Origin of the sequence: Streptomyces sp. BHT-5-2 (assembly GCF_019774615.1) — a bacterium.
In the GTDB taxonomy this organism is placed as follows: Bacteria; Actinomycetota; Actinomycetes; order Streptomycetales; family Streptomycetaceae; genus Streptomyces.
Genome location: NZ_CP081497.1, coordinates 2,496,207 through 2,519,457, shown reverse-complemented (window position 1 = coordinate 2,519,457; position 23,251 = coordinate 2,496,207). Strand labels below are relative to the sequence as shown.

The 23,251-nt window shown below is 70.6% G+C and carries 19 protein-coding genes, 1 tRNA gene and 4 pseudogenes; 12 read left to right on the top strand and 12 right to left on the bottom strand.

Going from position 1 to position 23,251, the window contains the following annotated elements; translation table 11 throughout:
- Positions 1–143: 143 nt before the first annotated feature.
- Both K2224_RS41545 and K2224_RS41540 read left to right on the top strand, forming a co-directional pair.
- Positions 144–426 (top strand): annotated as a pseudogene (locus K2224_RS41545) (paraslipin); the annotation flags it as partial.
- A 4-nt stretch (positions 427–430) separates the two neighbouring features.
- Positions 431–958 (top strand): serine/threonine-protein kinase, encoded by a 528-nt coding sequence (locus K2224_RS41540; RefSeq protein ID WP_313904839.1) that lies wholly within the window; start codon positions 431–433, stop codon positions 956–958.
- 166 nt (positions 959–1,124) lie between these two features.
- Here the strand turns inward: K2224_RS41540 and K2224_RS38800 are convergent, their stop codons facing one another.
- On the bottom strand, positions 1,125–1,682 hold the full coding sequence (locus K2224_RS38800; protein WP_221911782.1) for a DUF3291 domain-containing protein: 558 nt from the start codon (positions 1,680–1,682) through the stop codon (positions 1,125–1,127).
- Positions 1,683–2,060: 378 nt separating this feature from the next.
- On the opposite strand from K2224_RS38800, the gene K2224_RS38795 reads away from it, so the two are divergent.
- Positions 2,061–2,885, top strand: coding sequence for an ALF repeat-containing protein (locus K2224_RS38795; RefSeq protein ID WP_221911781.1), 825 nt, complete (start codon positions 2,061–2,063; stop codon positions 2,883–2,885).
- Positions 2,886–3,186: 301 nt separating this feature from the next.
- On the opposite strand, the gene K2224_RS38790 is transcribed toward K2224_RS38795, so the two are convergent.
- The 7 genes and pseudogenes from K2224_RS38790 to K2224_RS38765 all read right to left on the bottom strand — a co-directional run bounded on the left by K2224_RS38790 (position 3,187) and on the right by K2224_RS38765 (position 9,229).
- Positions 3,187–3,894 carry a carbon-nitrogen hydrolase family protein gene (locus K2224_RS38790; protein WP_221911780.1) on the bottom strand — a complete coding sequence of 236 codons (708 nt, stop codon included), beginning with the start codon at positions 3,892–3,894 and terminating at the stop codon, positions 3,187–3,189.
- A gap of 33 nt (positions 3,895–3,927) precedes the next feature.
- Positions 3,928–4,419 (bottom strand): GNAT family N-acetyltransferase, encoded by a 492-nt coding sequence (locus tag K2224_RS38785; RefSeq protein WP_221911779.1) that lies wholly within the window; start codon positions 4,417–4,419, stop codon positions 3,928–3,930.
- A 99-nt stretch (positions 4,420–4,518) separates the two neighbouring features.
- Positions 4,519–5,604, bottom strand: coding sequence for a polyprenyl synthetase family protein (locus tag K2224_RS38780; protein ID WP_221911778.1), 1,086 nt, complete (start codon positions 5,602–5,604; stop codon positions 4,519–4,521).
- A 160-nt stretch (positions 5,605–5,764) separates the two neighbouring features.
- Positions 5,765–5,875, bottom strand: a pseudogene (locus K2224_RS41245) (Uma2 family endonuclease); the annotation flags it as partial.
- A gap of 90 nt (positions 5,876–5,965) precedes the next feature.
- A complete protein-coding gene (locus tag K2224_RS38775) occupies positions 5,966–6,847 on the bottom strand; it encodes an alpha/beta fold hydrolase (protein WP_221911777.1) in 882 nt (293 codons plus the stop codon).
- 430 nt (positions 6,848–7,277) lie between these two features.
- A complete protein-coding gene (locus K2224_RS38770; protein ID WP_221911776.1) occupies positions 7,278–7,988 on the bottom strand; it encodes an SDR family oxidoreductase in 711 nt (236 codons plus the stop codon).
- A gap of 674 nt (positions 7,989–8,662) precedes the next feature.
- Positions 8,663–9,229, bottom strand: a complete 567-nt coding sequence (locus K2224_RS38765) for a TetR/AcrR family transcriptional regulator (protein WP_221911775.1) — start codon at positions 9,227–9,229, stop codon at positions 8,663–8,665.
- Positions 9,230–9,379: 150 nt separating this feature from the next.
- Between K2224_RS38765 and K2224_RS38760 the strand changes: the two genes are divergently transcribed.
- The 4 genes from K2224_RS38760 to K2224_RS38745 all read left to right on the top strand — a co-directional run bounded on the left by K2224_RS38760 (position 9,380) and on the right by K2224_RS38745 (position 11,936).
- On the top strand, positions 9,380–10,849 hold the full coding sequence (locus K2224_RS38760; protein WP_260693935.1) for an MFS transporter: 1,470 nt from the start codon (positions 9,380–9,382) through the stop codon (positions 10,847–10,849).
- A 14-nt stretch (positions 10,850–10,863) separates the two neighbouring features.
- Entirely contained in the window at positions 10,864–11,019 is a 156-nt protein-coding gene (locus K2224_RS38755) for a hypothetical protein (protein ID WP_221911774.1), read from the top strand.
- 93 nt (positions 11,020–11,112) lie between these two features.
- Positions 11,113–11,769, top strand: a complete 657-nt coding sequence (locus K2224_RS38750) for a CatB-related O-acetyltransferase (protein ID WP_221911773.1) — start codon at positions 11,113–11,115, stop codon at positions 11,767–11,769.
- Complete coding sequence (locus tag K2224_RS38745; protein ID WP_369359962.1) at positions 11,766–11,936, top strand: hypothetical protein; 171 nt, start codon at positions 11,766–11,768, stop codon at positions 11,934–11,936. Before K2224_RS38750 ends, K2224_RS38745 begins: the two co-directional genes overlap by 4 nt.
- A gap of 134 nt (positions 11,937–12,070) precedes the next feature.
- Here K2224_RS38745 and K2224_RS41240 read toward each other — a convergent pair.
- Together K2224_RS41240 and K2224_RS38740 are read right to left on the bottom strand one after the other, a co-directional pair.
- Positions 12,071–12,217 (bottom strand): annotated as a pseudogene (locus tag K2224_RS41240) (short-chain dehydrogenase); the annotation flags it as partial.
- A 66-nt stretch (positions 12,218–12,283) separates the two neighbouring features.
- Positions 12,284–12,357: transfer RNA gene (locus K2224_RS38740), tRNA-Met, on the bottom strand.
- 289 nt (positions 12,358–12,646) lie between these two features.
- On the opposite strand from K2224_RS38740, the gene K2224_RS38735 reads away from it, so the two are divergent.
- The 4 genes from K2224_RS38735 to K2224_RS38720 are packed head-to-tail and all read left to right on the top strand — an operon-like array spanning position 12,647 to position 21,127.
- Complete coding sequence (locus K2224_RS38735; protein WP_399021164.1) at positions 12,647–14,200, top strand: TIGR02677 family protein; 1,554 nt, start codon at positions 12,647–12,649, stop codon at positions 14,198–14,200.
- A complete protein-coding gene (locus K2224_RS38730) occupies positions 14,197–15,573 on the top strand; it encodes a TIGR02678 family protein (RefSeq protein ID WP_221911772.1) in 1,377 nt (458 codons plus the stop codon). Before K2224_RS38735 ends, K2224_RS38730 begins: the two co-directional genes overlap by 4 nt.
- Positions 15,570–19,862: a TIGR02680 family protein gene (locus K2224_RS38725; RefSeq protein ID WP_221911771.1), complete on the top strand. Its 4,293-nt coding sequence runs from the start codon at positions 15,570–15,572 to the stop codon at positions 19,860–19,862. Before K2224_RS38730 ends, K2224_RS38725 begins: the two co-directional genes overlap by 4 nt.
- On the top strand, positions 19,859–21,127 hold the full coding sequence (locus K2224_RS38720; protein ID WP_221911770.1) for a TIGR02679 family protein: 1,269 nt from the start codon (positions 19,859–19,861) through the stop codon (positions 21,125–21,127). Before K2224_RS38725 ends, K2224_RS38720 begins: the two co-directional genes overlap by 4 nt.
- 95 nt (positions 21,128–21,222) lie before the next feature.
- Here the strand turns inward: K2224_RS38720 and K2224_RS38715 are convergent, their stop codons facing one another.
- Complete coding sequence (locus K2224_RS38715; RefSeq protein WP_221911769.1) at positions 21,223–22,230, bottom strand: NAD(P)/FAD-dependent oxidoreductase; 1,008 nt, start codon at positions 22,228–22,230, stop codon at positions 21,223–21,225.
- A 167-nt stretch (positions 22,231–22,397) separates the two neighbouring features.
- On the opposite strand from K2224_RS38715, the pseudogene K2224_RS38710 reads away from it, so the two are divergent.
- Positions 22,398–22,854, top strand: a pseudogene (locus K2224_RS38710) (transposase); the annotation flags it as partial.
- A 5-nt stretch (positions 22,855–22,859) separates the two neighbouring features.
- On the opposite strand, the gene K2224_RS38705 reads toward K2224_RS38710, so the two are convergent.
- A complete protein-coding gene (locus K2224_RS38705) occupies positions 22,860–23,237 on the bottom strand; it encodes a helix-turn-helix domain-containing protein (protein WP_221911767.1) in 378 nt (125 codons plus the stop codon).
- Positions 23,238–23,251: the final 14 nt, after the last annotated feature.

Here is a 23,251-nt window from a genome sequence, read left to right as displayed (position 1 = left end):
ACTCAAGCCCACTTGTGCGGTGGTTCTGGAAGACTCCTGCCCGGCACTGTCTGACGCCAGTGCGAGGACGGTCGAGGGGCAGGGGAGCCGCCGTGGAACCGATCTTGATCGTCCTGACCGTTCTGGTGTTCGTCGACAAGGTCGGCGACCGCATCGACCTCCGTGAGCAGGTGGTTCCCTTCCCGCCGCAGCCGGTGATCGCCCAGGACAACCTGGTCGTGAACATCGACACTGTCATCTGTTACCAGCGTGACGGACGCCTGCGCCGCGACCTACGAAGTCGCCGGCTACGTCCAGGCGATCGAGCAGCTCACCGTCACCACGCTGCGCGGCATCGTCGGCGCCATGAGCCTGGACCGGACCCTCACCTCCCGCGAGGAGATCAACGCGACCCTGGGCGGCGCCCTCGACGAGTCTCCCGGGCAGCGCCCTGCCCACAAGAACCCTTCATACCCTTGCCGTCGGCGTCGCCGAAGCGCTCGAGCGCATCCATGCCTGCGGCATCATCCACCGCGACCTCAAACCCAGCAACATCATCATCTCCGGTACGGGTCCTCGCGTCATCGACTTCGGCATCGCCCGAACTCTCGACAGCACCGCACTCACCCGCACCCACCACGTCGTCGGCACACAGGGGTTCCTCGCCCCGGAACAGCTCACCGGCGCATCGATCACGCACGCCACAGACCTCTACGCCTTTGGCATGGTGCTCTGCCACGCCACCGGAGCCAGGCCGCTCACGGACGGTGAATCCCTGGAGTCCGCCCTCGGTCTGTTGCCGTCTCGCTTCGTCGGCATCATCACCCGGTGCCTCGATCACGACCCGAACAGTCGCCCGACGTCCACCGAGGTACTCGAACAGCTCTCCCGGAACGACTCGTCATCCGAAGACTGGCTGCCGCCTCCCGTACGCACGATGGTCGACCTGTACAACGCCCCTACTGCATCGGCACCTTGAGCCACATATGTGCGCGACCCCTGAAGTCCAGAGAACCCGCCGGGGAGTCGGAGCCGGTTGGCTTTGTCCACGAGAACCGGGTGCTCGTGAACAAAGCCAGGCCGTTGCTGTTCGCCGTCCTTCAATCGGGCGTTTGACAGCGAACCCAGTCGTTCAGGCTTCCTTGTCAGCGAACCTGGTCGCTCTTCGGCCCGATGTCTTTGCCCCTGGTCGGAGTCCCGTCCGGGGCGAACGAGTGGTGGAAGGTGAAGGCGTGCGGCGCGGAGCCGTGGTCGTGGAGGTACTCCAGCCTGGAGACCCCGTCCTGCCAGGTGGGTATCACGTCGTCGGAGACCCACCAGAGCACGTAACTCGGGCGTCCTGTCCTCTCGAACCAGTCGTAACGCCTGTTCAGCGCCGCACGGTGCAGACCGCTGTAGATGGCGTCGAAGGCGGGGCGCAGGTCGGTCCAGAGCGAGAGGGTCGCGTCCAGGGCGATGGTCTCCACAGTGCGGCCCTTGTCGTACCACGTCGGTACGGCGAACTCTCCCCAGGCACCCCAGTCCAAGTCGAAGTGTGTGCCCCGGTTGCGGTCTGCCGCTTCGGCACGAGCGAGGTATCCGGGATGCTGGCTGATCTTCGGGTAGATGGCCGCGCCGCTGTCGTGGAGTTCGCGTGTGAGAGGTGTGGGATCGGCGAGAGGTGACTTCAGGACGCCGAATGTGTACAGCGCAAGATGGGGCATGCGTCTCTCCCTGGTTGGGGGTGCCTGGTGTGGATCCGGTTCGGTGGCTTGGACACGGGGGTGAGGGTTCGTGGGACGTGACCGAGTCATCCCGTCGCGGGTGGCTGAGCCTGAAGGAACTCCTGGGCGACCGTGGGCGATTGCCGAAGTCCAGGTGAAGGTAGCTGCTCCTGCGGGCCATGTCGAAGTTGCGTTTCCCCTGTCCACGTGGCTTCTTGCACAGGTCCATGCGGGGGCTGGGGCGGTTCCGCCTGCTGTCGTGGAAGTCCGGATCGGCCCAGCGACTGGGGCAGCAGCAGGGCGGCGCCACCCCCCTTACAGCGGAAATTCTCACCCATTTATAGTTTGCAAGATATTTACTACTACTTTCCCGAGAAAGTGAGGGTACGCGTGAAGCTGTCCCGTATTTCGTCTGTCGTCGCGGCTGCCGCGATAGCGCCTGCCGTCCTGTTCGCCTCTCCGGCGGTCGCCGCTGAAACCGCTACGTCGCCGGCCAGCTCCACCCCTGACGCGACGCCGAACGCCAAGCCGGACACCCAGGGGAACGCGAAGGCCGACGAGAACAACCGCTTCGCCATCCTCAATATCCTTTCCGACCGGAACTCCGGCCGCGGCGTCCGGGAGGCTGCCGAGGCGGCACTCAACGGCACTCCCGAGGACCGGGTGCGCTTCCTTGAGGTCGGCCGGCAGCAGGCCCAAGACGACGACGACCGGGTTCGGACCATGCGGATCCTCCACAACGGCGGCCCCAAGGTGAAGGAAGCTGCCAGCAAGGCGATGGACGGCACCATGGAGGACATCCGCCACTTCCTGGAGGTCGGCCAGTACGAGGCCCGCGCCAAGGACAAGGCCGATGCGAAGAGGTTCGCCGAGCAAGCGGCCAAGGACGCAGCCGAGGAAGCGGCCAAGGACGCTGCCAAGAACAAGCCCGCGCCCAGCACCGAGGGCAAGCACGGCGAGGCGAACAAGCCCGCCACCGGCGAGCAGCACCCGCACAACGCCGGCGACCGCGGCCCCGACGCCAAGCCGGCCGTCGCGCCCGGCCAGGACACCGCCAAGCCGGCCCGGAACACCGGCGCCCAGCTCGCCGCCTCGGGCGCCGGCCCCGCCACCCCGTGGGCGATCGGCGGCACCGCCATCGCCCTCACCACCGGCGCCGGCCTGATCCTCGCCTCCCGCCGCCGCACCTCCACGGAGAACTGAAACCGGAAGCCGACATCCACGCGTCGGCAGCCATGCCTGCATGGGGCGATCAGCAGGAGATGCAGTCGTCGCGCCGGATGAGGCCGCCCTCGGCCGCTCCCGCGGTGGCTGACAAGCAAGAGCCACGTTGCTGCGGAGGGCGGCCGCCGACTGTCCGTTCTTGCCCGACACGTGGGAGCAGTGCGTGGACTGCACCCGGTTCGAGAGGGGCATGGATAGGACGCGCGTTCCGAACGCGAGGCCCCGGTACCGTCACCGCGGCGGCGCTCCTCGTCCGGCTCCGCCGTTGATCCCCGGCGGCCTATCCGACCTCGGCGGTGACCACCATGGCCCGGTCGGCATCGGCCTCCGCCAGAAGGGCACCGCCCGGAGCCCACAGCGCGGAACCACCGCAGCCGGTCCAGACACCCGCCGGGCCGACGTGGTTTGCCAGTACGACGTACAGGTTCGCTTCCTCGGCGATGCCCGGGTAGACCGTTGCACGTTCCTCGACCCCGCCGCCGGTGCCGTACAGCGAGCTGGCCAGGTGCACCTGGCAGCCGTCGGCGGCACTGCGGCAGGTGAGCTCGGAGAAGTGGTTGTCGTAGCACGTGGCCAGAGCGAACCGCAGTCCGCCGAGCTCGAATCGCCCGTCCCGCTGCCCGGCCGCGAACACGCTCTGCTCCTGCTCGTACAGGTGTTGCTTCCGGTAGCTGGTGATCAGCTCACCGTCGGCTCCGTAGACCAGCGTCTCGATAGCGGGACGCGCTCCGCCCGTGTCGACCGCGCAGTTGACGACGGTGGCGATACCACTCCCCCGGACAGCGTCCAGGCGCGGATCGTCTGCGTCCACCCACAGGCCCGGATCGGCGCTCAGGGCTTCGAGCTCGTACCCGGTCAGCGCCAGCTCGGGGAACACCACCAGCTCGGCATCCTGCACACGGGCCTCGCCGGCGAGGGCGACCATCTGCCGAACGTTGGCGGATATGTCGGCCGGGACGCAGGTGAGCTGGGTCGTAGCGATCTTCATACGGCCGAGCATGGCATGCCGGAACCCCGTCACTCATAGCGGGTGCGACTGGACCACCGCACGGTTCGGTGCCCAGCGGAGGGTCATGTCGGGCAGGTTCTCCATGTTGCGATCGCCGTCGTTGGTGTCGACGACGGTGAAACCGCGGCGTTCGTAGAACGCACGGGCATCGGTGTTCTGCTGGAAGACGTGCAGGGACATCCCGTCAGGGCTGTGCCGCCTGGCCTCGTCGAGGAGTAGCGTGCCGATGCCCTGCCGACGGACGTCCGGGCACAGATAGAGGTGTTCGAGCACGTCACCGTCAAGGGCCGCATAGCCGATGATCTCCGCATCACGCACTGCGACCCAGGTGCGGCACTGCTTGAGCACGACGTCCCGGAACCACCGGGTCACCTGCTCGTGACTGCGCTTCTGCGGAGGCAGATAGGGCATGGTCGCCGACCGAGAGGCCATGTGGATGCGCGCGATCACGGCAGCATCCGCCTGCTCCGCTAACCGGATCCGAGTCCCGCCGTCATCACTCATATCGTGACGCTACAAGACCGGCCAAGACTCCATCCAGCAGTTACGCAACCCGGTGGACGTTGCCAGGCACAGCGCACCGGCGTGGCCCCACACGGGAGGTCACTGGGCGCGCAGCACGCCCCACAGTGGCAGCTGCTCGAAGAACTCGACGGCTTCGTCCCGCCACCGCCCGCGCCAGGTGGCCGCGACGGCCGCCGCTTCCTCGGCACCCTGGCGGATCTCGGCGAGCAGCTGCTTGTCGACGCCGTGGCTCCGGGCGATGTCCTGCACCCGTTCGACGGTCTGCGGTGGGCAGCCCGGACCGGCGAGCGCCGACTCCACGACCGCCCGCTCCGTGCCGCTCGTCGCCGCCAGCAGCGCGCATACCGCGTAGCTGCGGCGGCCCTCGCGCAGATCCGATCCGGCCGGCTTGCCGACCGTGTCTGCGTCCGCGAACAGGTCGAGGTAGTCGTCGCGCAGCTGCCCGCTCACGCCGAGCAGTCGCGCGTACCGGGCCAGTTCCTTCTCATGAGCGGCGACGTCTGCGCCGGCCGCCAGCAGCCCCAGCTGCAACGGGGCCAGCACCGAGTACCGGGCGCTCTTGTACTCGGACACGGTGTCCAGCGCCGCACGGTCGGGCATCGGGCCGAAGTCGCGCTCCAGGTCGAGGAACTGCCCGCGGACCGTGTCCGCGCCCGCCGTCGCCTGCACGGCCGCCAGCGCCTGCCGCAGGTCGCGGGGCACCGGGGCGGTCAGCAGCACCTGGACCGAGAGGAACGCGGCCAGGTCCCCGGCCAGGACGGCCAGACCCAACGCCGTCTGCGGACGGTCGGGGAACCGCTCGCGGTAGGCGTAGTACACCGACGGCGCTCCCCGGCGCACCGGGGAGTCGTCGATGATGTCGTCGTGGATCAGCCCGTGCGTCTGCAACAACTCGATGCTGAGCGCGGCCTCGTCCAGCCCGGGCACGGCATCGGGAGTCACCAGTCGCGCCGCCTCGTAGAGCAGCGCGACCCGCAGCCGCTTCCCGCCCCGCAGGGACATGTCCCGCACCAGTTCCAACGCCTCGGGCACGAACGAGTTGCCCGCAGGCCCCTGTTCGGCGACCGAGTCGAAGTAGTCCGCGAACAGCCCGTTGAAGCGGTCCCGGTATCCGGCGAGCCGCTCGTGCACACCGGCCTCGTTCTCATCGATCTCAGCGGTCATTGCTCTCCTGGGGACCCCGAACAGTTCAAGCAGGACTGCCGTCGACAGACACCGCCAGTTCGCATTCAACACCACCTGTCGTGGTCTCCGCCGGTCGCCAACGCCCCGTGACGGCTGTACCAGGCGCAACCCGCCGGCTCGGTGGCGATCGGCTCCGCGGTCACAGACTGCTGGTGTCGAGGTCGAGGTCGAACGGCTCCGGCAGGTGCACGCTCGTGCCGTAGGGGTGCGGCCCGTCGGCACGGGTGTACCCGAGACGGCCGGGCTCGGCATTTCGGCGCGGTCGCGAGCGACGTCGGGGCAGCCGGCCGTAGGTCGACCGTGGGTGCTCTTGGACATCCGGCCCTACGCCCGTGCCTGGTCAACCGGTGTGGGTCACCAAGGCATCGATGAGACGGGGCCAGAGTTCGCGCGGGCGGTCGTGGCCCATGTCGGGGACCAGCAGGAGTTCGGCGCCGGGCACCAGCTCCGCGGTGCGTCTCCCACCGCTGGGGTCGATGAGCGTGTCGTCCGAGCCGTGGATCACGAGCGTCGGCACCCTCAGCTCGCGAAGCGCGTCCGCGCGTGAACCGCTGAGGATCATCGCGCCGAGCTGTCGTCCGATCCCCGCGGGGTAGTAGGAGCGGTCGTAGCTTTCGGCGGCCAGCTCACGCAACACCGCGGCGTTGCCGTAGCGCTCGGAGGCCCACACCAGTTCCTTCACCGCCGCCGCGACGTACCCCTCGCGGTCTGCGGGCTTCGGACCGAACAGCACGGCCTGGGCCTCCGGGCTGGCCCGGCCGTATTCACTCTCACCGGTCGAGGACATCATCGACGTCAACGTCAGCACTCGCTCCGGGCAGGAAATGGCCATCGTCTGGGCGATCATTCCCCCCATCGAGGCGCCGACCACGTGGGCGCGTTCGATACCGAGCGCGGTGAGCAAACCGAGGCCGTCGCCGGCCATGTCGAGCAGTCGGTAGGGAACCATCGCGAGGGCGGCGGGAATGTCACCCGAGCTGACGGCGGCAATGAACTGACCCATGTCGACGGGGTGATGGTCGAACTTGGTGGACAGCCCGCAGTCGCGGTTGTCGTATCGGATCACGTAACGGCCGCGGTCCGCCAATGCCCGGCAGAAGTCCTCGTGCCAGGCCAGCATCTGCGCGCCGAATCCCATCACGAGCAGGACCGGCGGGTCCCCCGGATCGCCGAAACCCTCGTACGCGAGGGACACCTCGGCAGACACGTCAACGATCGACATGCATGGAGCCTGCCACGGCCGGCCAGGCAGCGCCCCAGATTTTCCGCACCATGAGCATGGCCGGGCTCTCCGGGTCGCGTTAGGGGCCCGTGAAAATCCCTGTCCTGCGCATCCGACGCATCCGACCTGCGATGCCTGTCTGTCCAGCCTCCTGGATGTAGCCGGCTCGGCGACAACTGGACCGGTGCCGCCGCCGCCTCGAAGGCGTCGCACGCCTACGTGCTGGCTGGAGGTGCGCGGAACGACACGGCTGGCCGTCGTCGCGCGGGTCGTCGAGCACCACGGGAAGTGTGCCTCGTACGAGTGCGTCCTGCGTTACGGAGGCGGGGTCCAAGGGCCGGGGAGCCTCTCCTGCGAGGAGGCTGACCGGGTCGGTGACGAAGTGCGGGTGGCCCGAACCCGGCAGAACGCTGTCTCAGGAACAGCGCGTTCAGCGCCCGCCCAAGCTGCTCCCGCCATCGACATCGAGAACATGGCCGGTGATGAATCCCGCCTCGTCGGACAGCAAAAACGCCACAGCCGCGGCGACGTCGTCGGGAGTGCCCAGACGCCCCATCGGAATCGAAGCAATCGCGCTTCGCTCACCCTCACTGCCGACGGTCCTCGCGCGATGGAACAATTCCGTCGCAGTTGGGCCGGGGGACACCGCGTTGGACGTAATGCCATCCGCAGCCAGCTCCAGCGCCCACGACCGCGTGCAACCCACCAGGGCGCTCTTGGCCGCCGCATAGGACGTACGGTCCCGGGCCCCATACGTCGCCCGTGAGGTGACGTTCACGATCCGACCGAACTTCTCCGAACGCATACCCGGGACAAGCGCCTGGACGATCTGAACCGAAGCACGCAGGTTCAAGTCCACCACCTGTTGCAGGACCGCCAAGTCCAGCTCCTCGATGGGCTGGGGCTGGGCGATACCCGCATTGTTGACCACCCGACACACCGCACGTCCCCGGGTCACCTCCTTGACCATGCGCGCGGTGTCCTCGACATCGGAGAGGTCGCACCGCAGGAACGTGCCGGGGAACTCGCCCTCGGGTGCGCTCCGAGCCACACCGATGACCGCGTACCCCGCCTCCGCCAACCGCCGGGAAACCGCCAACCCGATGCCCTTGCTGGCTCCGGTGATCAGAACGTCTTTCACCCTGCTCCTCCAACCTCCATAGTTTTCAAAGCCGTTGCCCGACCCGCCCTCTCGGACATGGCCACGCAGTCCATACTGCCAGGACTCGCAGGGCGAACGCCTCTCAGTTCGGGTCCGGCGCGCCCTGGACCTTCCAGACAACCTCGGCGCAGACATCTTGGATGCGTGCTTGATCAGCTCGTTGAGATGGTGGACCGTGCCGAGGAGCTTGATCTCGGTGTCCGCGCCCCGGCGGCGCGCAGGCGCTCGGGGTGGGCCAATTCTCCACCGGCCGCTACGGCGTGAGCATGGCCCGTGAGGACGGGACCGGCGTCGCCCTGGAGGTCGGCGGCAACGACACCACGGCCGCCCAGATGGTGCCGGCACCACCGCCGCCCGCCTCATGCTCAACCGCGGCGGCACCCTCACCCAGCTTGGTGACACGATCAGCGCCGCCGGCAAAGAAGTCTTCACCTCGCAGCGCATCCCCCCGTGCGCACGGCCTTTCCCGTGGCGACACCGCCGCCCTGCTCTTCCAGGCCACCGAACCACCGGGGCCGACACCGCGGTTGTGTGGTGTCAGGGCATGTGGGGATCCAACACCGCCAACCGCAAAGAAGCCACATCTCGGTAGTGCACCACCCGCGGAGCCCTGGCACCGCGTCCGAGGGCTGATCGCGGGAACCGGGTCGAGGTCACAGCAATCGGTCGACCAACCCGTCGATGTAGTCCGGGGTGAGCGGGCCCATGCCGAACAAGACGCGGAGATACATCGGGGCCAGGATGTGGTCCAGCACGTCGAACGCGTCGGGTGCGTCCTCTCCACGGTCACGGGCGCGATCGAGCACGGACTGCAGTTGCCGGGTGCGTTCGGCGCGGAGGTCGGCACCAGCCCGCAGGCCCTGCTGACCGCTGTTCGACAGGGCGACGGCAAGGTACAGCACCGCCGGACCGTCGGGTCCGGTGATCTCCCGGGCCACTTGGGCCGCGTAAGTGCGTAGGTCGCCGGCGAGGCTCCCGGTGTCGGGCATCGGCGACTGCGCGTTGAGGCGGGTGAGCGCCACGTCGGTGAGCAGGGTTTCCAGGCCGCCCCACCGACGGTAGATGCTGCTGTCGGCTACGCCTGCGCGGGCTGCGACCTCGCCGACGGTGAAGTTGCCGTAGCCGCGCTCACTGATCAGGTCGGTGACGGCCTGGTGCACCTGCGCGCCGACGCGGGCGCTACGCCCGCCGGGCCGCCGGGCTCGCTGTCGTTCGTTCACGCCTCCCACCTTAACGCAGTCGTGACTTGCGTTTACGAGGCGATCCTCCCTATAGTCCCCTAACGCAGTCGCTGACTGCGTTAGGGCGCTCAGGTGTATCGCCACCGCGTCGACCGCGTCCGGGCGCAACCAACGATTGAGGGGGATCCCATAGCTGCATCGCATGCGACCGCAGGCAGTCGATCAAACCGGGCCGTGCTGCTCACGGTGACCTGCCTGGGCCAGTTCATGGTCCTGCTCGACAACACGATCGTTGGAGCGGCACTGCCCGATATGCAGCACCGGCTGCACACGCAGTTGACCGGACTGCAATGGATCGTCGACGCGTACGTACTGCTCGTCGCCATGCTGCTGCTGTCCGGCGGTGTCTTCGCCGACCGGTTCGGCCGCAAGCGGGTGTACCTGACCGGCGTGGTGGTGTTCACCGCCGCGTCGCTGCTGTGCAGCCTCGCGCCCTCGCTCGGCTGGCTGGTCGCCGGCCGGGTGCTGCAGGGCATCGGGGCCGCGGCGCTGAGCCCTGCCTCGCTCGCCCTGCTCGCCGCCGCCCATCCCGTGCCGCGAGAACGCATCAAGGCGATCGGACTGTGGGCCGGACTCAGCGGAATCGGTCTGGCCGCAGGCCCCGTGGCCGGCGGCGTGCTGGCACAAGCCTTCGGCTGGCCCGCCATCTTCCTGATCAATCTGCCCATAGGCGTGGTCCTGCTGCTGGTCGGCCTGCGCCGCCTCGGCGAGTCCCGCAACCCGGGCGCCCCCGCGATGGACGTCCCGGGCACGGCGCTGTCCGTTCTGGCGGTGGGGGTACTGACCTACGGGCTGATCGAGGGAGGTGCCCGCGGCTGGACCTCACCGGTCATCCTGGGCTGCTTCGCCGCCGCGGCGATCCTCCTCGCCGCCTTCGTCGCCGTCGAGGCCCGTCGTTCCGCTCCGATGCTGCCGCTGCGGCTGTTCCGGCAGCGCCTGTTCACCGTGTCCAACACCGCCATGGTCGTGGTGGGGTTCGCGCTCATGGGCTCTTCGTTCTTCTTCTCCCAGTTCTTCGTGTACGTCCAGGGCAGCTCGATCCTGCGCGCGGGCCTGCAGACCCTGCCGGTATCCCTCGCCATGGTGATCGTCAGCCCGTACGCGGGCCGGCTCGCCGCCCGGTACGGCTTCCGAATCGTGGTCACCACCGGCCTGGCCCTGGCCGGTCTGGGACTGCTGGCGCTCGGCACGGTGCACGCCGACACCGGCTACGGGAACGTGTGGTGGCGGCTGGGACTCGCCGGCATCGGCTTCGCACTGGCCATGTCCCCACTGACAGGCGCCGCCATCCAAGCAGTCAGCCCGCAGGAAGGCGGCCTCGCATCAGGCATCAGCAGCACCACCCGGCAGATCGGCGCGGTGCTCGGTGTGGCGGTACTCGGAGCCATCGTCCGCGCCCGCCAATCCGGCGGCGCCTCCTTCGAGTCCGGCCTCAACAGCGCCTTCCTCGCCGCCGGCACCGTCACTTTGGCCACTGCCGTGTTCAGTGGCCTGTGGCTGGCGAGGTCCAAGCCCGCGGAAGGCTCCGCGGAGCCGCGTCGTTCCACCGATCCAGATGCGGTCACCACCTCGAACGAGGCATCCGTGAAGAGCCGTTGACAACAACAACCGCCTTGGCCGGGAGAAGCGGCTGCGCGCCGGGGGCGTCGACATCAGCATGCCGCTGCCGAGGCCCCCTAGGCGAACGCGACTTCCAGGTCACCGACCCCAGCGGCACGATCGTCCAGTTCATCGAGTGGGTCACCCTGCCCAGCCCCGAGAACACCTGAAGCCCCACCGGGCCAGGGTGATCCGACCCCGGCCCGGCGACGCCCCACCAGGGCCGAGTGCTACACCCCGCAACCACGCAAAGGAACCCGACCTTGTCCCCTGACCCGACCACCGTGCACCCGCTGCCCGCCCACGACCGCGTGGTGTTCCTCAAACCGCTGGTCACCTCACCGAACATCACCGTGGGCGAGTACACCTACTACGACGACCCGGACGGCGCCACGGAGTTCGAGCACCGCAACGTCCGCTACGCCTACGGCCCGGAACGCCTCACCATCGGCAAGTACTGCGCGATCGCCACCGGAACCACCTTCCTGATGGCCGGCGCCGCGCACCCGACGATGGGCGTCTCGACGTACCCGTTCACCATGTTCGGCGGCCGGTGGGCCGAGCAGACACTGGACATCGTCACCGCCATGCCCAGCCGCGGCGACACAGTCGTCGGCAGCGACGTCTGGTTCGGGTACCGGGCGACCGTCATGCCCGGCGTACGGATTGGCGACGGCGCCATCATCGCGGCCGGCGCCGTAGTCACCGCCGACGTCCCGCCCTACACGATCGTCGGCGGCAACCCGGCCAAACCGATCCGGCAGCGCTTCGACGACGCCGACATCGAGCGGCTGCGGCGCGCAGCCTGGTGGGACTGGCCCGCCGACCTGGTCACCGAACACGCCCGCACCATCATGGCCGGAACCCCGGCCGACATCGAACGCATCGCCACCGAGCACGGACAGGGGAAGTCCCTTTGAACCACGTGCCCCAGATATCCATCGAAGAGCACACCGTGGCCGACCACGCGGCCGGGCCCTGTGCCCTCACCACGGGACGGGACGGCGCCCTGTGGTTCACCCTCAACCAGGCAAACGCCATCGGGCCGATCGGCATGGACGGTGCGGCTCCTCACGGCACGGGGTAACGCCACGGAGAACGCCCGACTTCAGTGCTTCAGCGGCACGGGCCTCACCGACGAAGTGCGCCGGCGCGCAACGAGCAACCCCACGGTCCAGCTGATCGACATCAACCGCCTGCATCACGGCGCATGAACGCTTCCGGGTCCTTCTCATGGACAGCGCAGCCGTCCGGTGCCCGGGCCCACGACCGCGCGCAACCCACCAGCGCGCTCTCGGCCGCCGCATAGGACGTACGGTCCCTGGCCCCATGCGTCGCCCGTGAGGTGACGTTCACGATCCGACCGAACTTCTCCGAACGCATGCCCAAACGCAGTGAAGGCCCGGTGGATCCCACCGGGCCTTCACTCACAAGTAGCGGGGACAGGATTTGAACCTGCGACCTCTGGGTTATGAGCCCAGCGAGCTACCGAGCTGCTCCACCCCGCGTCGGCACGATGAACTGTACGGCACTGAGCCGGATCAACCGAATCGACGTCTGGTCGGTGCGGTGACGGCGGAAATGCGAAGCCCCCACGCGGGCGGCACGTAAGCGGAGTGGGGTCGCGTCCCCGGCGGCCGGAACAACGCTCGCTTCCCTGACGGTGCACGAGCAACAGATCCAGCAACAGATCCGACTGTTCCGGGACCCGCGGCTGGATGTCAGTGCGGACCTCTACGGTGGGAGATCAGATGCTGCCGGGCAGTGCCGAGCCGGTGGCGGAGGAGGGCGAGGGGCGTGCGCAGGGTTCCACCGGAGATGTTCCGGTTCACGACGGGTGAGAGGTCCGATCTGTACGGAGCGGTGCTGGACGCCTTCGGTGCGGCCGGTGAGCGCCTGGAAACGGCCTTGGGGCTCGACGCCGTACGGGAGGGGCTGCGCGCCGTGGGGTGGCTGGCGGCGGTCGAGGACGAGGATCTGCACGAGGCGCTGAAGCAGCTGGGGCGCTGGGGGCTTCTGGAAGTGGTCCAGAACCACGCGGAGAACTACCGCACGGCCGAGGAGTACGAACGCCGCAATCTGCAGTATTCCCTGACCCGTCGAGGTGAGGCCGCGCTCGCCGGGGTGCGGCACGCGCTGGAGGTCCTCGCCTCGACGGGGGCGCTACAGACCGCCGTGCTGGAGGCGATCGCGGATCGTCTCGACGAGCTGTGCGTCCTGGCCGGTGAGCCCGCCTCGGCCGATCGCCGGATCTTCAGCACGCTGCGGGAGTTGGAGGGGCACCTGGAGGCGCTGGTGGAGAACACCAAGGCGTTCAACGGTGAGTTGCAGCGGCTGCTGCGCGCCGAGGGCGCGGACCTGGAGGTGTTCCGCGAGGTGAAGGCCGCCACCGTCGCGTATCTGCAGGAGTTCCTGATCAACCTGGACCGGCGCGGTCAGGCAGTGGCCGCTGCCGTGGCCCGGGTGGAGGTCCAGGGAATAGGCGTGCTGCGCGAGCGGGCCCTGCGGGGAGCCGAGCTGCCGCCGGTGGCAGGTGGGGATCCCGCGGCCGGCTGGCTGGAGAGCCGGCGGGCGCGCTGGGCGGGCCTGCGGTCCTGGTTCCTACCGGAGGAGGGCGTGCGGCCGCGGATCGAGCAGCTGCACGACATCGCCCGGCGGGCCATCGTCTCCCTCTTGCAGGTCCTGGAGCGGATCAACGAATCGCGGCGCCGCTCCTCCAGTGCCGTGCAGGACTTCCGGGAACTGGCGCGCTGGTTCGCCGCGGCTCCGGGAGAGGAGGATCTGCACCGGTTGTGGTCGGCGGCATTCGGCCTGGGTTCGGCACGGCACGCCCATCTCGCCCACCCCGACCCGGAGTTGATCCCTTCGTCGCTGCCGTGGTCCCAGGCCCCGCCCGTGGAGGTGTCGGCACTGCTGCGTACGAGCGGCAGGACCGAGCGGTTCACGCGTACGGCCAGGGTGCGGGATGTCGCGGCGGTCAAAGCGGAGCGAGCCGAGCAGGCCCGCAGGGAACGCGCCGAACTCGCCCGCGCATGGGCTGATTTGGCGACGGAGGGGCCGGTGCGGCTGTCCTCCTTTCAGGAGCTGGACACCGCCGTCTTCGCCCGGCTGCTCGATCTCCTGGGCCGAGCCATGTCCACCCGGCCGGATGCCGTGGGAGTGCGGCGCTCGACCACCGGCGACGGCCGGGTGGAGATCGCCCTGTCCCCTCCGCCGGACGGTCGCACCGCCGTCCTCCGTACCGCAAGGGGCGTGCTTGCCGGGCCGGACTACGTCGTGTGCATCACGGCGGCAGGTGGAGCGGGCGCGTTGCCGACGCCACGCGCCGCACGGCGGGAGGTGGCGGGATGAGCACGCTCGCCAATCAACTGGCCGCCGCCGAGCGGGAAGAGGTCGCCCGGGACATCCGCCTGCTGCTGGGCCGCCCGCTGCTCACCGAGGCCGCCGACCCGCCCGGTTTTGATCTGGTGCGGCGCCGGCGCGAGCCGCTTGCCAAGTGGTTCGACTACACCTGTGGCTGGAGCCTGGTCGTGGAGCCCCGCCGCGGGTACGCGCGGCTGGCCAAGGTCCGCGCCGATGTCGACGCCTCCCGCCCGGCTCGCAGGGCGCGGTCGGGCCGGGCGCCGTTCGACCGCCGGCGCTATGTGCTGCTGTGCGTGACCGCCGCCGAGCTGCTGTCGATGCCGATGACGACCATCGGCCTGCTCGCCGACCGGGTCGTGCAGGCCACGGCGTCGGATCAGGCGCTGCCCGCCTTCGACCCGGTCCACCGGCCGGAACGGATGGCGTTCGTCGACGTCCTGAAGCTGCTGGAGGCGTACGGCGTGCTGCGGGCCGTGGACGGCGCGACCGAGGCGTATGTGGCTTCGGCGGAGGCCAAGGTGCTCTATCGGGTGGACACCACCTTGCTGATGAGGCTTCCCACGGCCCCGGTCGGAGCATCCCGGCTGGCCGTGCCGCCGGACGAGGTGCCGCTGCGGTTCGCGGAGCTGCTCGCCGGGCTGGTGCGGGAGCGGCGTTACGGCGCTGCCCCCGAGGCCGCCGGTGGCGGGGAGCGGGAGGAGGCACGAAGCGAGCCCGCGGCCGCCTCGGACACTCAGCGCAACCTGTGGCTGCGCCACTCGGTACTGCGCCGCCTCTTCGACGACCCCGTGCTCTACCGCGCGGACCTCACCGAGGAGGAGCTCGCGTACGTCACCTCCCTGACAGGGCGCCAGATCCTGCGCCGGTCGGTCGAGCAGGCCGGGTTCGTCCTGGAGGAACGGGCCGAGGGGTTCCTGCTCGTCGATCCGGACGCGCTCGCCACCGACCACCGCTTCCCCGACGACGCGTCCACCGCCCGGGTCGCCGCGCTCTTGCTTCTGGAGCCGGTCTGCTCCTCGCCCGGGGGAATGCTGCCGGAGCAGTTCGCCGAGGCCGGCGCCGATCTCCTCCGTCGCTTCCCCCGCTGGGCGAAGGCGTACCAGTCCGCGGACGGGGCGGTCCGGCTGGTCGAGGACGCAGTGCGGGTGCTGTGCGACGTCGGGCTGGTCCGACGGGCCGGGGGCCGCGTCGTCGCACGCCCGGCCGCGTACCGCTACCGTCTCGCCGGGACGACGAGCACCGAGGCAGACGACAGGCAAAGCCGCAGGCACAGGAACAGTCCGGGGACGGGCACGAACCCGCCTGCGACGACGAGTACGACACCCGCGTTCGACGGACCGGACGAAGGAGACCAGCAGTGAGCGTGACGGAACTTCCACTGCCACGGACACCGGAGGAGCCCACCGGTGTCCCCCGGTCGCCCGGGGACGCGGCGGACGTGGCCCGGAGCCGCTGGCAGCCGCACCGCGCCGGCATTCTCAACGTCTGGCGCTACTACGACGAGACCTTCGCCTTCCACCGGGGGCGGCTGCTGCTCCGCGGCCAGAACGGCTCCGGCAAGTCCAAGGCCCTGGAGCTGCTGCTGCCCTACCTCTTCGACGCCAGTCTGCGCCCCAACCGGCTGTCCACCTTCGGTGGTTCGGAGCGCACCATGCACTGGAACCTCCTCGGCGAGGGCGCCACCGGCAAGACCCGCGTCGGCTACGTGTGGATGGAGTTCCGCCGCCTCGGCGAGGACGGCACGGAGCGGTGGTTCGGCTGCGGGGCGCGGTTGCAGGCGAGCGTGCACACCAGCGGCGTGCACGCCGACTACTTCACCACCACGGGCCGGATCGCCCACCCCGACGGCCTGTCCCTCACCAACGAGTCCGGCCAGCCGCTGACCCGGGCCGCCCTCGCCGAGGCCGTGCGCGACCACGGCGCGGTGCACGCCTCGGCCGCCGACTACCGCACCGCGGTACGACGAGGGCTCTTCGTGGGCATGGGCGAGCAGCGCTACGAGTCACTGCTGACCGCCCTGCTCCAGCTGCGCCAGCCCAAACTGTCCGAGCGGCTCGACCCGTCACTGCTGTCCACCCTGCTCTCCCGCGCCCTGCCTCCGCTGGGCGAGGGCGAGGTCGCCGAGCTCGCCGAGGGCTTCGAACGGCTCGACCGCCAGCGCGAACACCTCAAGCAGCTCGACGAGGAAGTGGCGGCGGCCGAGACCGTCGCGGCCCGCCAGCGCGCCTACGCCCGACGGGTACTGCGTGCCGGTTCCGCCGCGCTGATCTCGGCGACCACCGAGATGGACAACCTCACCCGTGTCGCCCGCCACAGCGCCCAGGAACACGAACAGGCCCTGGAAGGACGCGAGTCAGCCCGGCTGCAACGGGAGGAACAGGAGCGGCGCGGGCACGCCCTGGAGGAGACCATCGAGGGCCTGCGGGAGAGCGACGCGTACCGCCAGGGCGAGGAACTGGACCGGCTCCGGCGCCGTACGGAGGACGCGGCCGCCACCGCCCAGCGACTGGGTGCCGCCGCGGGGACCGCGCGCGAACGGGCGGAAGACGACCGGCGGCGCACCGACGAGGCGGTGCGCCGCGCCCGCACACTCGACGACCACGCCCACCAGGCCGCCGAGGAGGCCCACCGGTCCGCCCGGACGGCGGGCCTGGAGTCCGTCCACCACGAGGCGAAGGCCCTCCTCGACGAGGTCCGCGCGCCCGCCGCCGGCGCGACGTCGGCGACGGACGCCGGCACGGCGGAGAACACACCACCCGACGGAACGACGGCCGAGGACCGGGCCCGACGGGTCCGGCAGCTGCTCCGGGGCGCGGTCACCGCCCGGCGCACGCAGATCGCCCTCGTCGCCGAGGCCATGGACGCGCACGAGCGGGCGGTGCGCGACCGCGGCGCCGCCGAGGAGACGCTGGAACAGACCCGCACCCGGCTGGCCGAGGCCGCCGGCCGGCGGGACGAAGCAGCCCACGCCTGGGACGACGCACTCACCGCACTGGCGGGGCGGCTGCGCCTCTGGGCCGAGGGCTGTACGGAACTCCGGATCGCCGACCCTGAGGGGCTGCTGGCCGAGGCGGCCTCCGAGCCCCGGGTGACGGCCCAAGTGGAGGCCGCCGCGCGCACGGTGGAGCGAGAGATCGCCGAGGGCGAGGCCGCGGTCCGGGCCGCACGCCGGGCCCTGCTGGACGAGCGCAACGGCCTGGTCGAGGAGGTGGAGCGGTTGAGCCGGGAGACCGACCTGCCGCCCTCGCCCCCGCCCACCCGCACCACGGACAGATCGACGATGCCCGGCGCCCCGCTGTGGCGGCTGATCGCCTTCCGCGAGGACGTCCCCGTCGCCGTCCAGGCCGGAGTGGAGGCCGCCTTGGAGGCGTCGGGTCTGCTGGACGCCTGGGTCGGCCCTGACGAGAGCGTCACGCTGTCCGGCCACGACACCCGGGCCGAGGCGGCCCTGGCCGTGTCCGCCCCGGGCGCCAGCCTGCTGGAGGTGCTGCGCCCGGAGGAGGACCTCCCGGTCCCGGCCGAGACCGTCACCCGCCTCCTGGCCGGCATCGCATACGGCACGAGCCTGCCCGGCGGCCATCCGGCGGCCGTTTCCGCAGCGGGCGCCTGGCGCCTCGCGCCCGCGACGGGCAGCTGGAGCAAACCGGAGCCCGCCCACATCGGCGCCCTCGCCCGTCAGCGGGCCAGGCAGCGCCGGATCGGCGAACTGACCGACCGGATCAGCCGGACGAACGCCTCACTGGCCGTGCTCGACGACGAGCTGCGCGCCCTGGCAACCCGCCGTGCCCGGCTCGACGCCGACCTGTCGGCCCGCCCCGACCACCGGGAACTCGACGCCCGGCGCCGTGACCGGGACCGCGCCGAGGAACGAGTGGCCGCCCGGGACGACGCCGTCCGCGACGCCGCGGTACGCCTCGAAGAGCGCGAGAACGGCGTGGCGGCCACCCTGCGCAGGCTCAGCCGGCAGTCGGCGGAGCACGGCCTGCCCACCGACCGCGGCCGCCTGCGCGAACTGTCCACCGCCGTGGACGCGTTCCGGGACACCGCCGACACCTGGGCGGACGCCCGCCTGAACGCCGTCGCGGCGGCCGGCGGCGCCAGGCAGCTGGCCACGCAGGCGGCACGATCGGATCAGACCGCCCGCGAACGATCCGAGGAAGCGGCGGCCGCACAGGCCGAGGCCGAGGGGTTGCGGGCACGCCTGACGGCGGTGGAGTCCACCGTCGGCGAGGACTATCGCCAGGTCGTCGCGCGCGTCGCCGAGGCGCGGAACGCACTGCGCCGCTGCCGCGAGGAAGCCCGGCACACGAGCGACCACCTGCTCCGGTTGGAGCGGCGGATCGGGGAACTGCGAGCCACCAGCGAACGGGACGCCGAGCACCGGGAACAGGCCGTCACCACCCGGGACGGCGCGGCACACCGCTTCCGCCACCTGTGCCTGGCCGGCCTGGCCGAGGACGCCGGCAGCACGCTGGAACTCCGCGCCGAGGACGGGGCCAAGGCCACCCTGGAGGCCGCCCGAGCGACAGCGGCGAAGTGGCCGGACATCCCACACGCGCCACGCAACCTCGGCGACGCCGCCACCCGCCTGTCCGAGGCCGTCCACCAGGCCCGTCGGCATCTCGGCGCCCGCACCGACCTGGACCTGGAGGCCGACGAGGACGTCCAGCTCTTCACCGCCAGCCTGGACGGCGTACGCGTCGGGGCGGCGGGCCTGCTCGACACGCTGACGCAGGAGCGCGACCGCAGCCGCGACGACATCACCGCCGCGGAACGCCGCCTGTTCGACCAGATCCTCACCGGCGACATCCGCCGCCATCTCGCGGCCCGCATCCGCCAGGCCGGCGAACTCGTCGACCGGATGAACGGCCACCTGGAAAACGTCCGCACCGCCTCCAACGTCGCCGTCCAGCTCGTGTGGCAGATCCGTCCGGACCTCCCCGACGGCACCCGCACCGCCCGCGAACTGCTGCTCAAGGACCCGGGTCGGGTCACCGAGGGCGACCGGGAGGCGCTGCACGCCTTCTTCCGCTCCCGCATCGAGGAGGCCAAAGGCAGTGACACGGCGGCGAGTTGGGAAGAGCAGCTCGGCGAGGTCCTCGACTACACCGCCTGGCACCAGTTCACCGTCCGCCTCGACCGCGCGAACGGGACCGGCTGGCAACCGCTCACCAAGAAGCTGCACGGCGCGCTCTCCGGCGGGGAGAAGGCCATCGCCCTCCACCTTCCGCTGTTCGCCGCCGTCTCCGCCCACTACGAGGCCGTGCCCGAGGCACCCCGGCTGATCCTGCTGGACGAGGTCTTCGTCGGCGTCGACACCGTCAACCGCGGACAGGTCTTCGCCCTGCTCACCGCGCTCGACCTGGACCTCATGCTGACCTCCGACCACGAGTGGTGCACCTATGGGGAGTTGCCCGGCATCGCCGTCCACCAGCTCCTCACCGGCGCCGACGACGACGCGGTCACCAGCGCCCGCTTCGTGTGGAACGGTACGGACCTGGAGACGCACCAGGACGCACCGACGCCCCGGGAACAGACACGGGCACAGCCCCGGGAACAGCCACGGGAACAGTCGCGGGGACAACAGCCCGCCACCACGGCCGACGAGCCGTACACGCCGTCGGACGCGAGGACGGAGCCGGCACCATGACACACAGCGCAACGCCCCGGGGCGAACGGGCCCTGGCCCGCACCGAACTGCACTCGCTGTGGCAGGCGGTCCACGACCGGCTCTCCTCCGGCCGGCCCGTCACCCGCGTGCGCCTCGGCCCCCTCGACGACCCCCAACGCGAAGCCCTCGCCGACCTCCTCGGCCTGGACCGTCTGCCGGACGCGCGCCCCTCCGTCCTTCTGACCCGCCTGGAGGAGGCGGTGGCCGAGAGCTGCGGCCGCACGGTACGGGACGTCGTCGCCGAACTGATCGGCCCACTCGGGGACCGGGCCTCCGAACGTCGCCGCGAGGAGGACGAACGGGCCGCCCTCTGGGCGTGGTTGGACGGCCACAGCACCGTACGGGCCCAGCCCGCGCTCGCCGACTGGACGGCCTCCTGCCGAGCCGCCGGCCTGGTCGGCAGCTCGACGGAGCGCACCCGCGCCCTGCTCACCGACGCGCTCGCGGTGCTCACGGCGCTGCCCGCCCGAGGAGAGCCGCTGCCCGCCTTCGCCGCCCGGGTCCTCAAGGGCGACTCCCACGCGCTGGACGACGGCACCCGCCTGTCCTCCCTCGTGATGCGCGCCCTGGCAGCCCTCTTCTGCACCGACCCGCCGCAGTCCGCCGAAGGCCGGCGTGCGCTCTGGGCCCGCGCGGGCATCGCCGACGACGAGTTGTCGGCCACCGTCCTCGCAGCCGGGCTCCGGCCCGACGGCGACGGGCCGCTCGCCCGCGTGGCACGAGCGTGCGCCGGGGCCGGCCAGGCGGCCAGCCTCACTCTCGCCCAGCTGCGCGCCCCGGGCACCTTCACCCTCCCCACGGGGACCGCGCCGGTCGTCCACATCGTGGAGAACCCCAGCGTGCTGGCCCTCGCCCTACGCCGCTTCGGGCCGGGCTGCCCGCCCCTCGTCTGCACATCGGGATGGCCCAACAGCGCGGCCATCCAGCTCCTTCGCCTCCTCGCGGACCACGATGCGGCTCTGCGCTACCACGGCGACTTCGACGGCGAAGGCATCCGCATCGCCGCGTACGTCCTGGACAAGACGCCCGCCCGACCCTGGCGCATGACCGCAGCGGACTACCGCGCCGCGGCAGCCCGCACACCGCACGGCCCTCCGCCCGGCCGTCTGACCGCGGCCCCTTGGGACCCGGAGCTGACCACGGCGATGACGGAGCACGGCATCGCCGTAGTCGAGGAGCTCATCGCCGACATACTCCTGGATGACCTGACCGATGCCACTCGGCCGGCGCCAGGACGGCAATGACCCCCTCCAGGAGGGACACCTCCGAGATCCGACGCCCCTGGCAAGAGAGCGTGGGACGACATGTCACCGTGGCGCGCCAGCAGACGCTCCGCCGTTCACACAGGCTGGTCTTCGAGGACCCGTTGGACGTCCTCCGCCCGTTGGACATCCTCCTGAACCAGGTCGTGGTTGATGGCGATGGCGGCGGCCGATCCGTTCCCGGCCGCGGTGACCACCTGGGCGCGGGGGTCGGTGACATTGCCGGCCGCCCAGACCCCGAAAACACTGGTGCGGCCCGTGCCGTCGGTGGCCACCCGGCCTTCCTCGCCCTCCTCGCACCCGAGGTCGGTGAGCAGGGCGTCGTGGGGCACCATGCGAGGGAAGAGGAACACCGCACTTCGGGGCACGACACGGCCCTCCGCCAACTCGACGCCGCGCAGCCGGTCTTCGTCCACCACGAGTTGTTTGATCACGCCGTCGGCGATGTGCACGCCGTAGCCGGTCAGCCGACGCCGTTCCTCGTCGGCGACGTCCAGGGTGTGGGGGAAGAAGAAGACGTCATCGGACCACTGCCGTAGCAGCAGTGCGTGCGCCACGGCGTTCGGGTGGGTGCCGAGCACACCGATGGGCCGGTCGCGGACCTCGTAGCCGTGGCAGTACGGGCAATGCAGCAGATCCTTGCCCCAGCGTTCGCGTACGCCGGGAATCTCGGGCAGTTCGTCGCGCAATCCGGTGGCCACCAGGATCCGGCGGGCCCTGAGGACCGGGCCGCCGTCCAGGTGGACGAAGAAGCCGTGGGCGATACGGTCCACCCGGCCCTCGATCAGCTCCACCCCGTACCGAGCCACCTCGGCCCGGCCCACCGCCAGCAGCGCCGCCGGCGGCATGCCGTCCCGGGACAGAAAGCCCTGCATGTGACCGGCAGGGGCGTTGCGCGGCTGCCCGGCGTCCACCACCGCCACCCGGCGGCGGGACCGGCCCAGCACCAGCGCCGCGTTCAGCCCGGCAGCTCCGGCACCGACCACCACCACGTCGTACACCGACTCGCTCGCGCTCACACTCGCCTCATGCCGCACCACGTCGTTCTCCGCGGCCCGCCGTGCGCCGCTCCCCGCCTCGCTCATCGCGATCACCTCCACCCACAGCCTGCGATCGCGGCCCATATCCGACAACATTCGTTGCCGTTTCCGGGACAGCTGATAGGCGAATGCCGCCGCACCCCGTCTGACCTGCTACTTCGAATTCCTGACGAAATGATCTCCGAGGAGGTTGGATCACTCCGGGACCGGCCGAGTGGCCCGAGGCCGGGGTGTGGCCCCGGTTGCACGAGGACCTCCTCGCCAAGCTGCGCAGCGCGAACGTTCCGGACTTCTCCCGGGCGGCCGTCGACGGCTCCCACATCCGGGTGTCAAAGGGGGGTCCAAGACGGGACGAGGTCCTGTTGACCGGGGTAGAAGGGGCAGCCAACACCACTTGCCCACCGATGCCACCGGCATCCCGCTCGCGGCCCCCCTGACCGGCGGCAACCGCAACGATGTCACCCAGCTCATTCCGCTGCTCGAAGCGGTGGCACCGAGTACGGCTCCGGTCTGGGCACCCAACGCTGGATCGCGGAATGGGCGTTCACCCACCTGCACTGGTTCCGCCGCCTGCGGATCCACTGGGGGTTCCGTGACGACATCCACGAAGCTTTCCTGACTCTGAGCTGTGCGCTGATCTGCTGGCGACGTCTGCGTTCACGCTGTTGATCGGTCTAGCGAGGAGGAGGGGACTGCGGGGCGGAAGGGCATGCTGCCTCCTGGGCTGCCATAACCTCATCGCCGTGCTCGAAGGCCCATGCGCCGACGGCGTCGATGGGCGCCAGCAAGGTCCGGCCCAGAGCCGTGAGTTGGTACTCGACCCGTGATGGTGTGTCGGGGTGTGCCTGCCGGTCGACCAGTCCGTTGAACTGCAGCCGGCGCAGGGTCTCGGTGAGGACCTTGGAGCTGATGCCCCCGATCCGCTCCCGTAGTTCGGCCGGGCGCCTGGGGCCGTCGCGCAGCGCCCAGAGCACCACGGCATTCCAGGTGTTGGAGAGCAGGTCGAAGGCGAGGCGGGCACGGCAGTCGGCGAGGAAGGCGTCGGTCGTCACGTACCAAATGGTGC

Excerpts from the sequence above, each read along its gene's own strand:
- K2224_RS38790 (WP_221911780.1), bottom strand. The coding sequence starts at position 3,894 with ATGAAGATCGCTACGACCCAGCTCACCTGCGTCCCGGCCGACATATCC.
- K2224_RS38720 (WP_221911770.1), top strand. The coding sequence starts at position 19,859 with ATGACACACAGCGCAACGCCCCGGGGCGAACGGGCCCTGGCCCGCACC.
- K2224_RS38715 (WP_221911769.1), bottom strand. The coding sequence starts at position 22,230 with ATGAGCGAGGCGGGGAGCGGCGCACGGCGGGCCGCGGAGAACGACGTG.
- K2224_RS38775 (WP_221911777.1), bottom strand. The coding sequence starts at position 6,847 with ATGTCGATCGTTGACGTGTCTGCCGAGGTGTCCCTCGCGTACGAGGGT.
- K2224_RS38780 (WP_221911778.1), bottom strand. The coding sequence starts at position 5,604 with ATGACCGCTGAGATCGATGAGAACGAGGCCGGTGTGCACGAGCGGCTC.
- K2224_RS38785 (WP_221911779.1), bottom strand. The coding sequence starts at position 4,419 with ATGAGTGATGACGGCGGGACTCGGATCCGGTTAGCGGAGCAGGCGGAT.
- K2224_RS38800 (WP_221911782.1), bottom strand. The coding sequence starts at position 1,682 with ATGCCCCATCTTGCGCTGTACACATTCGGCGTCCTGAAGTCACCTCTC.
- K2224_RS38730 (WP_221911772.1), top strand. The coding sequence starts at position 14,197 with ATGAGCACGCTCGCCAATCAACTGGCCGCCGCCGAGCGGGAAGAGGTC.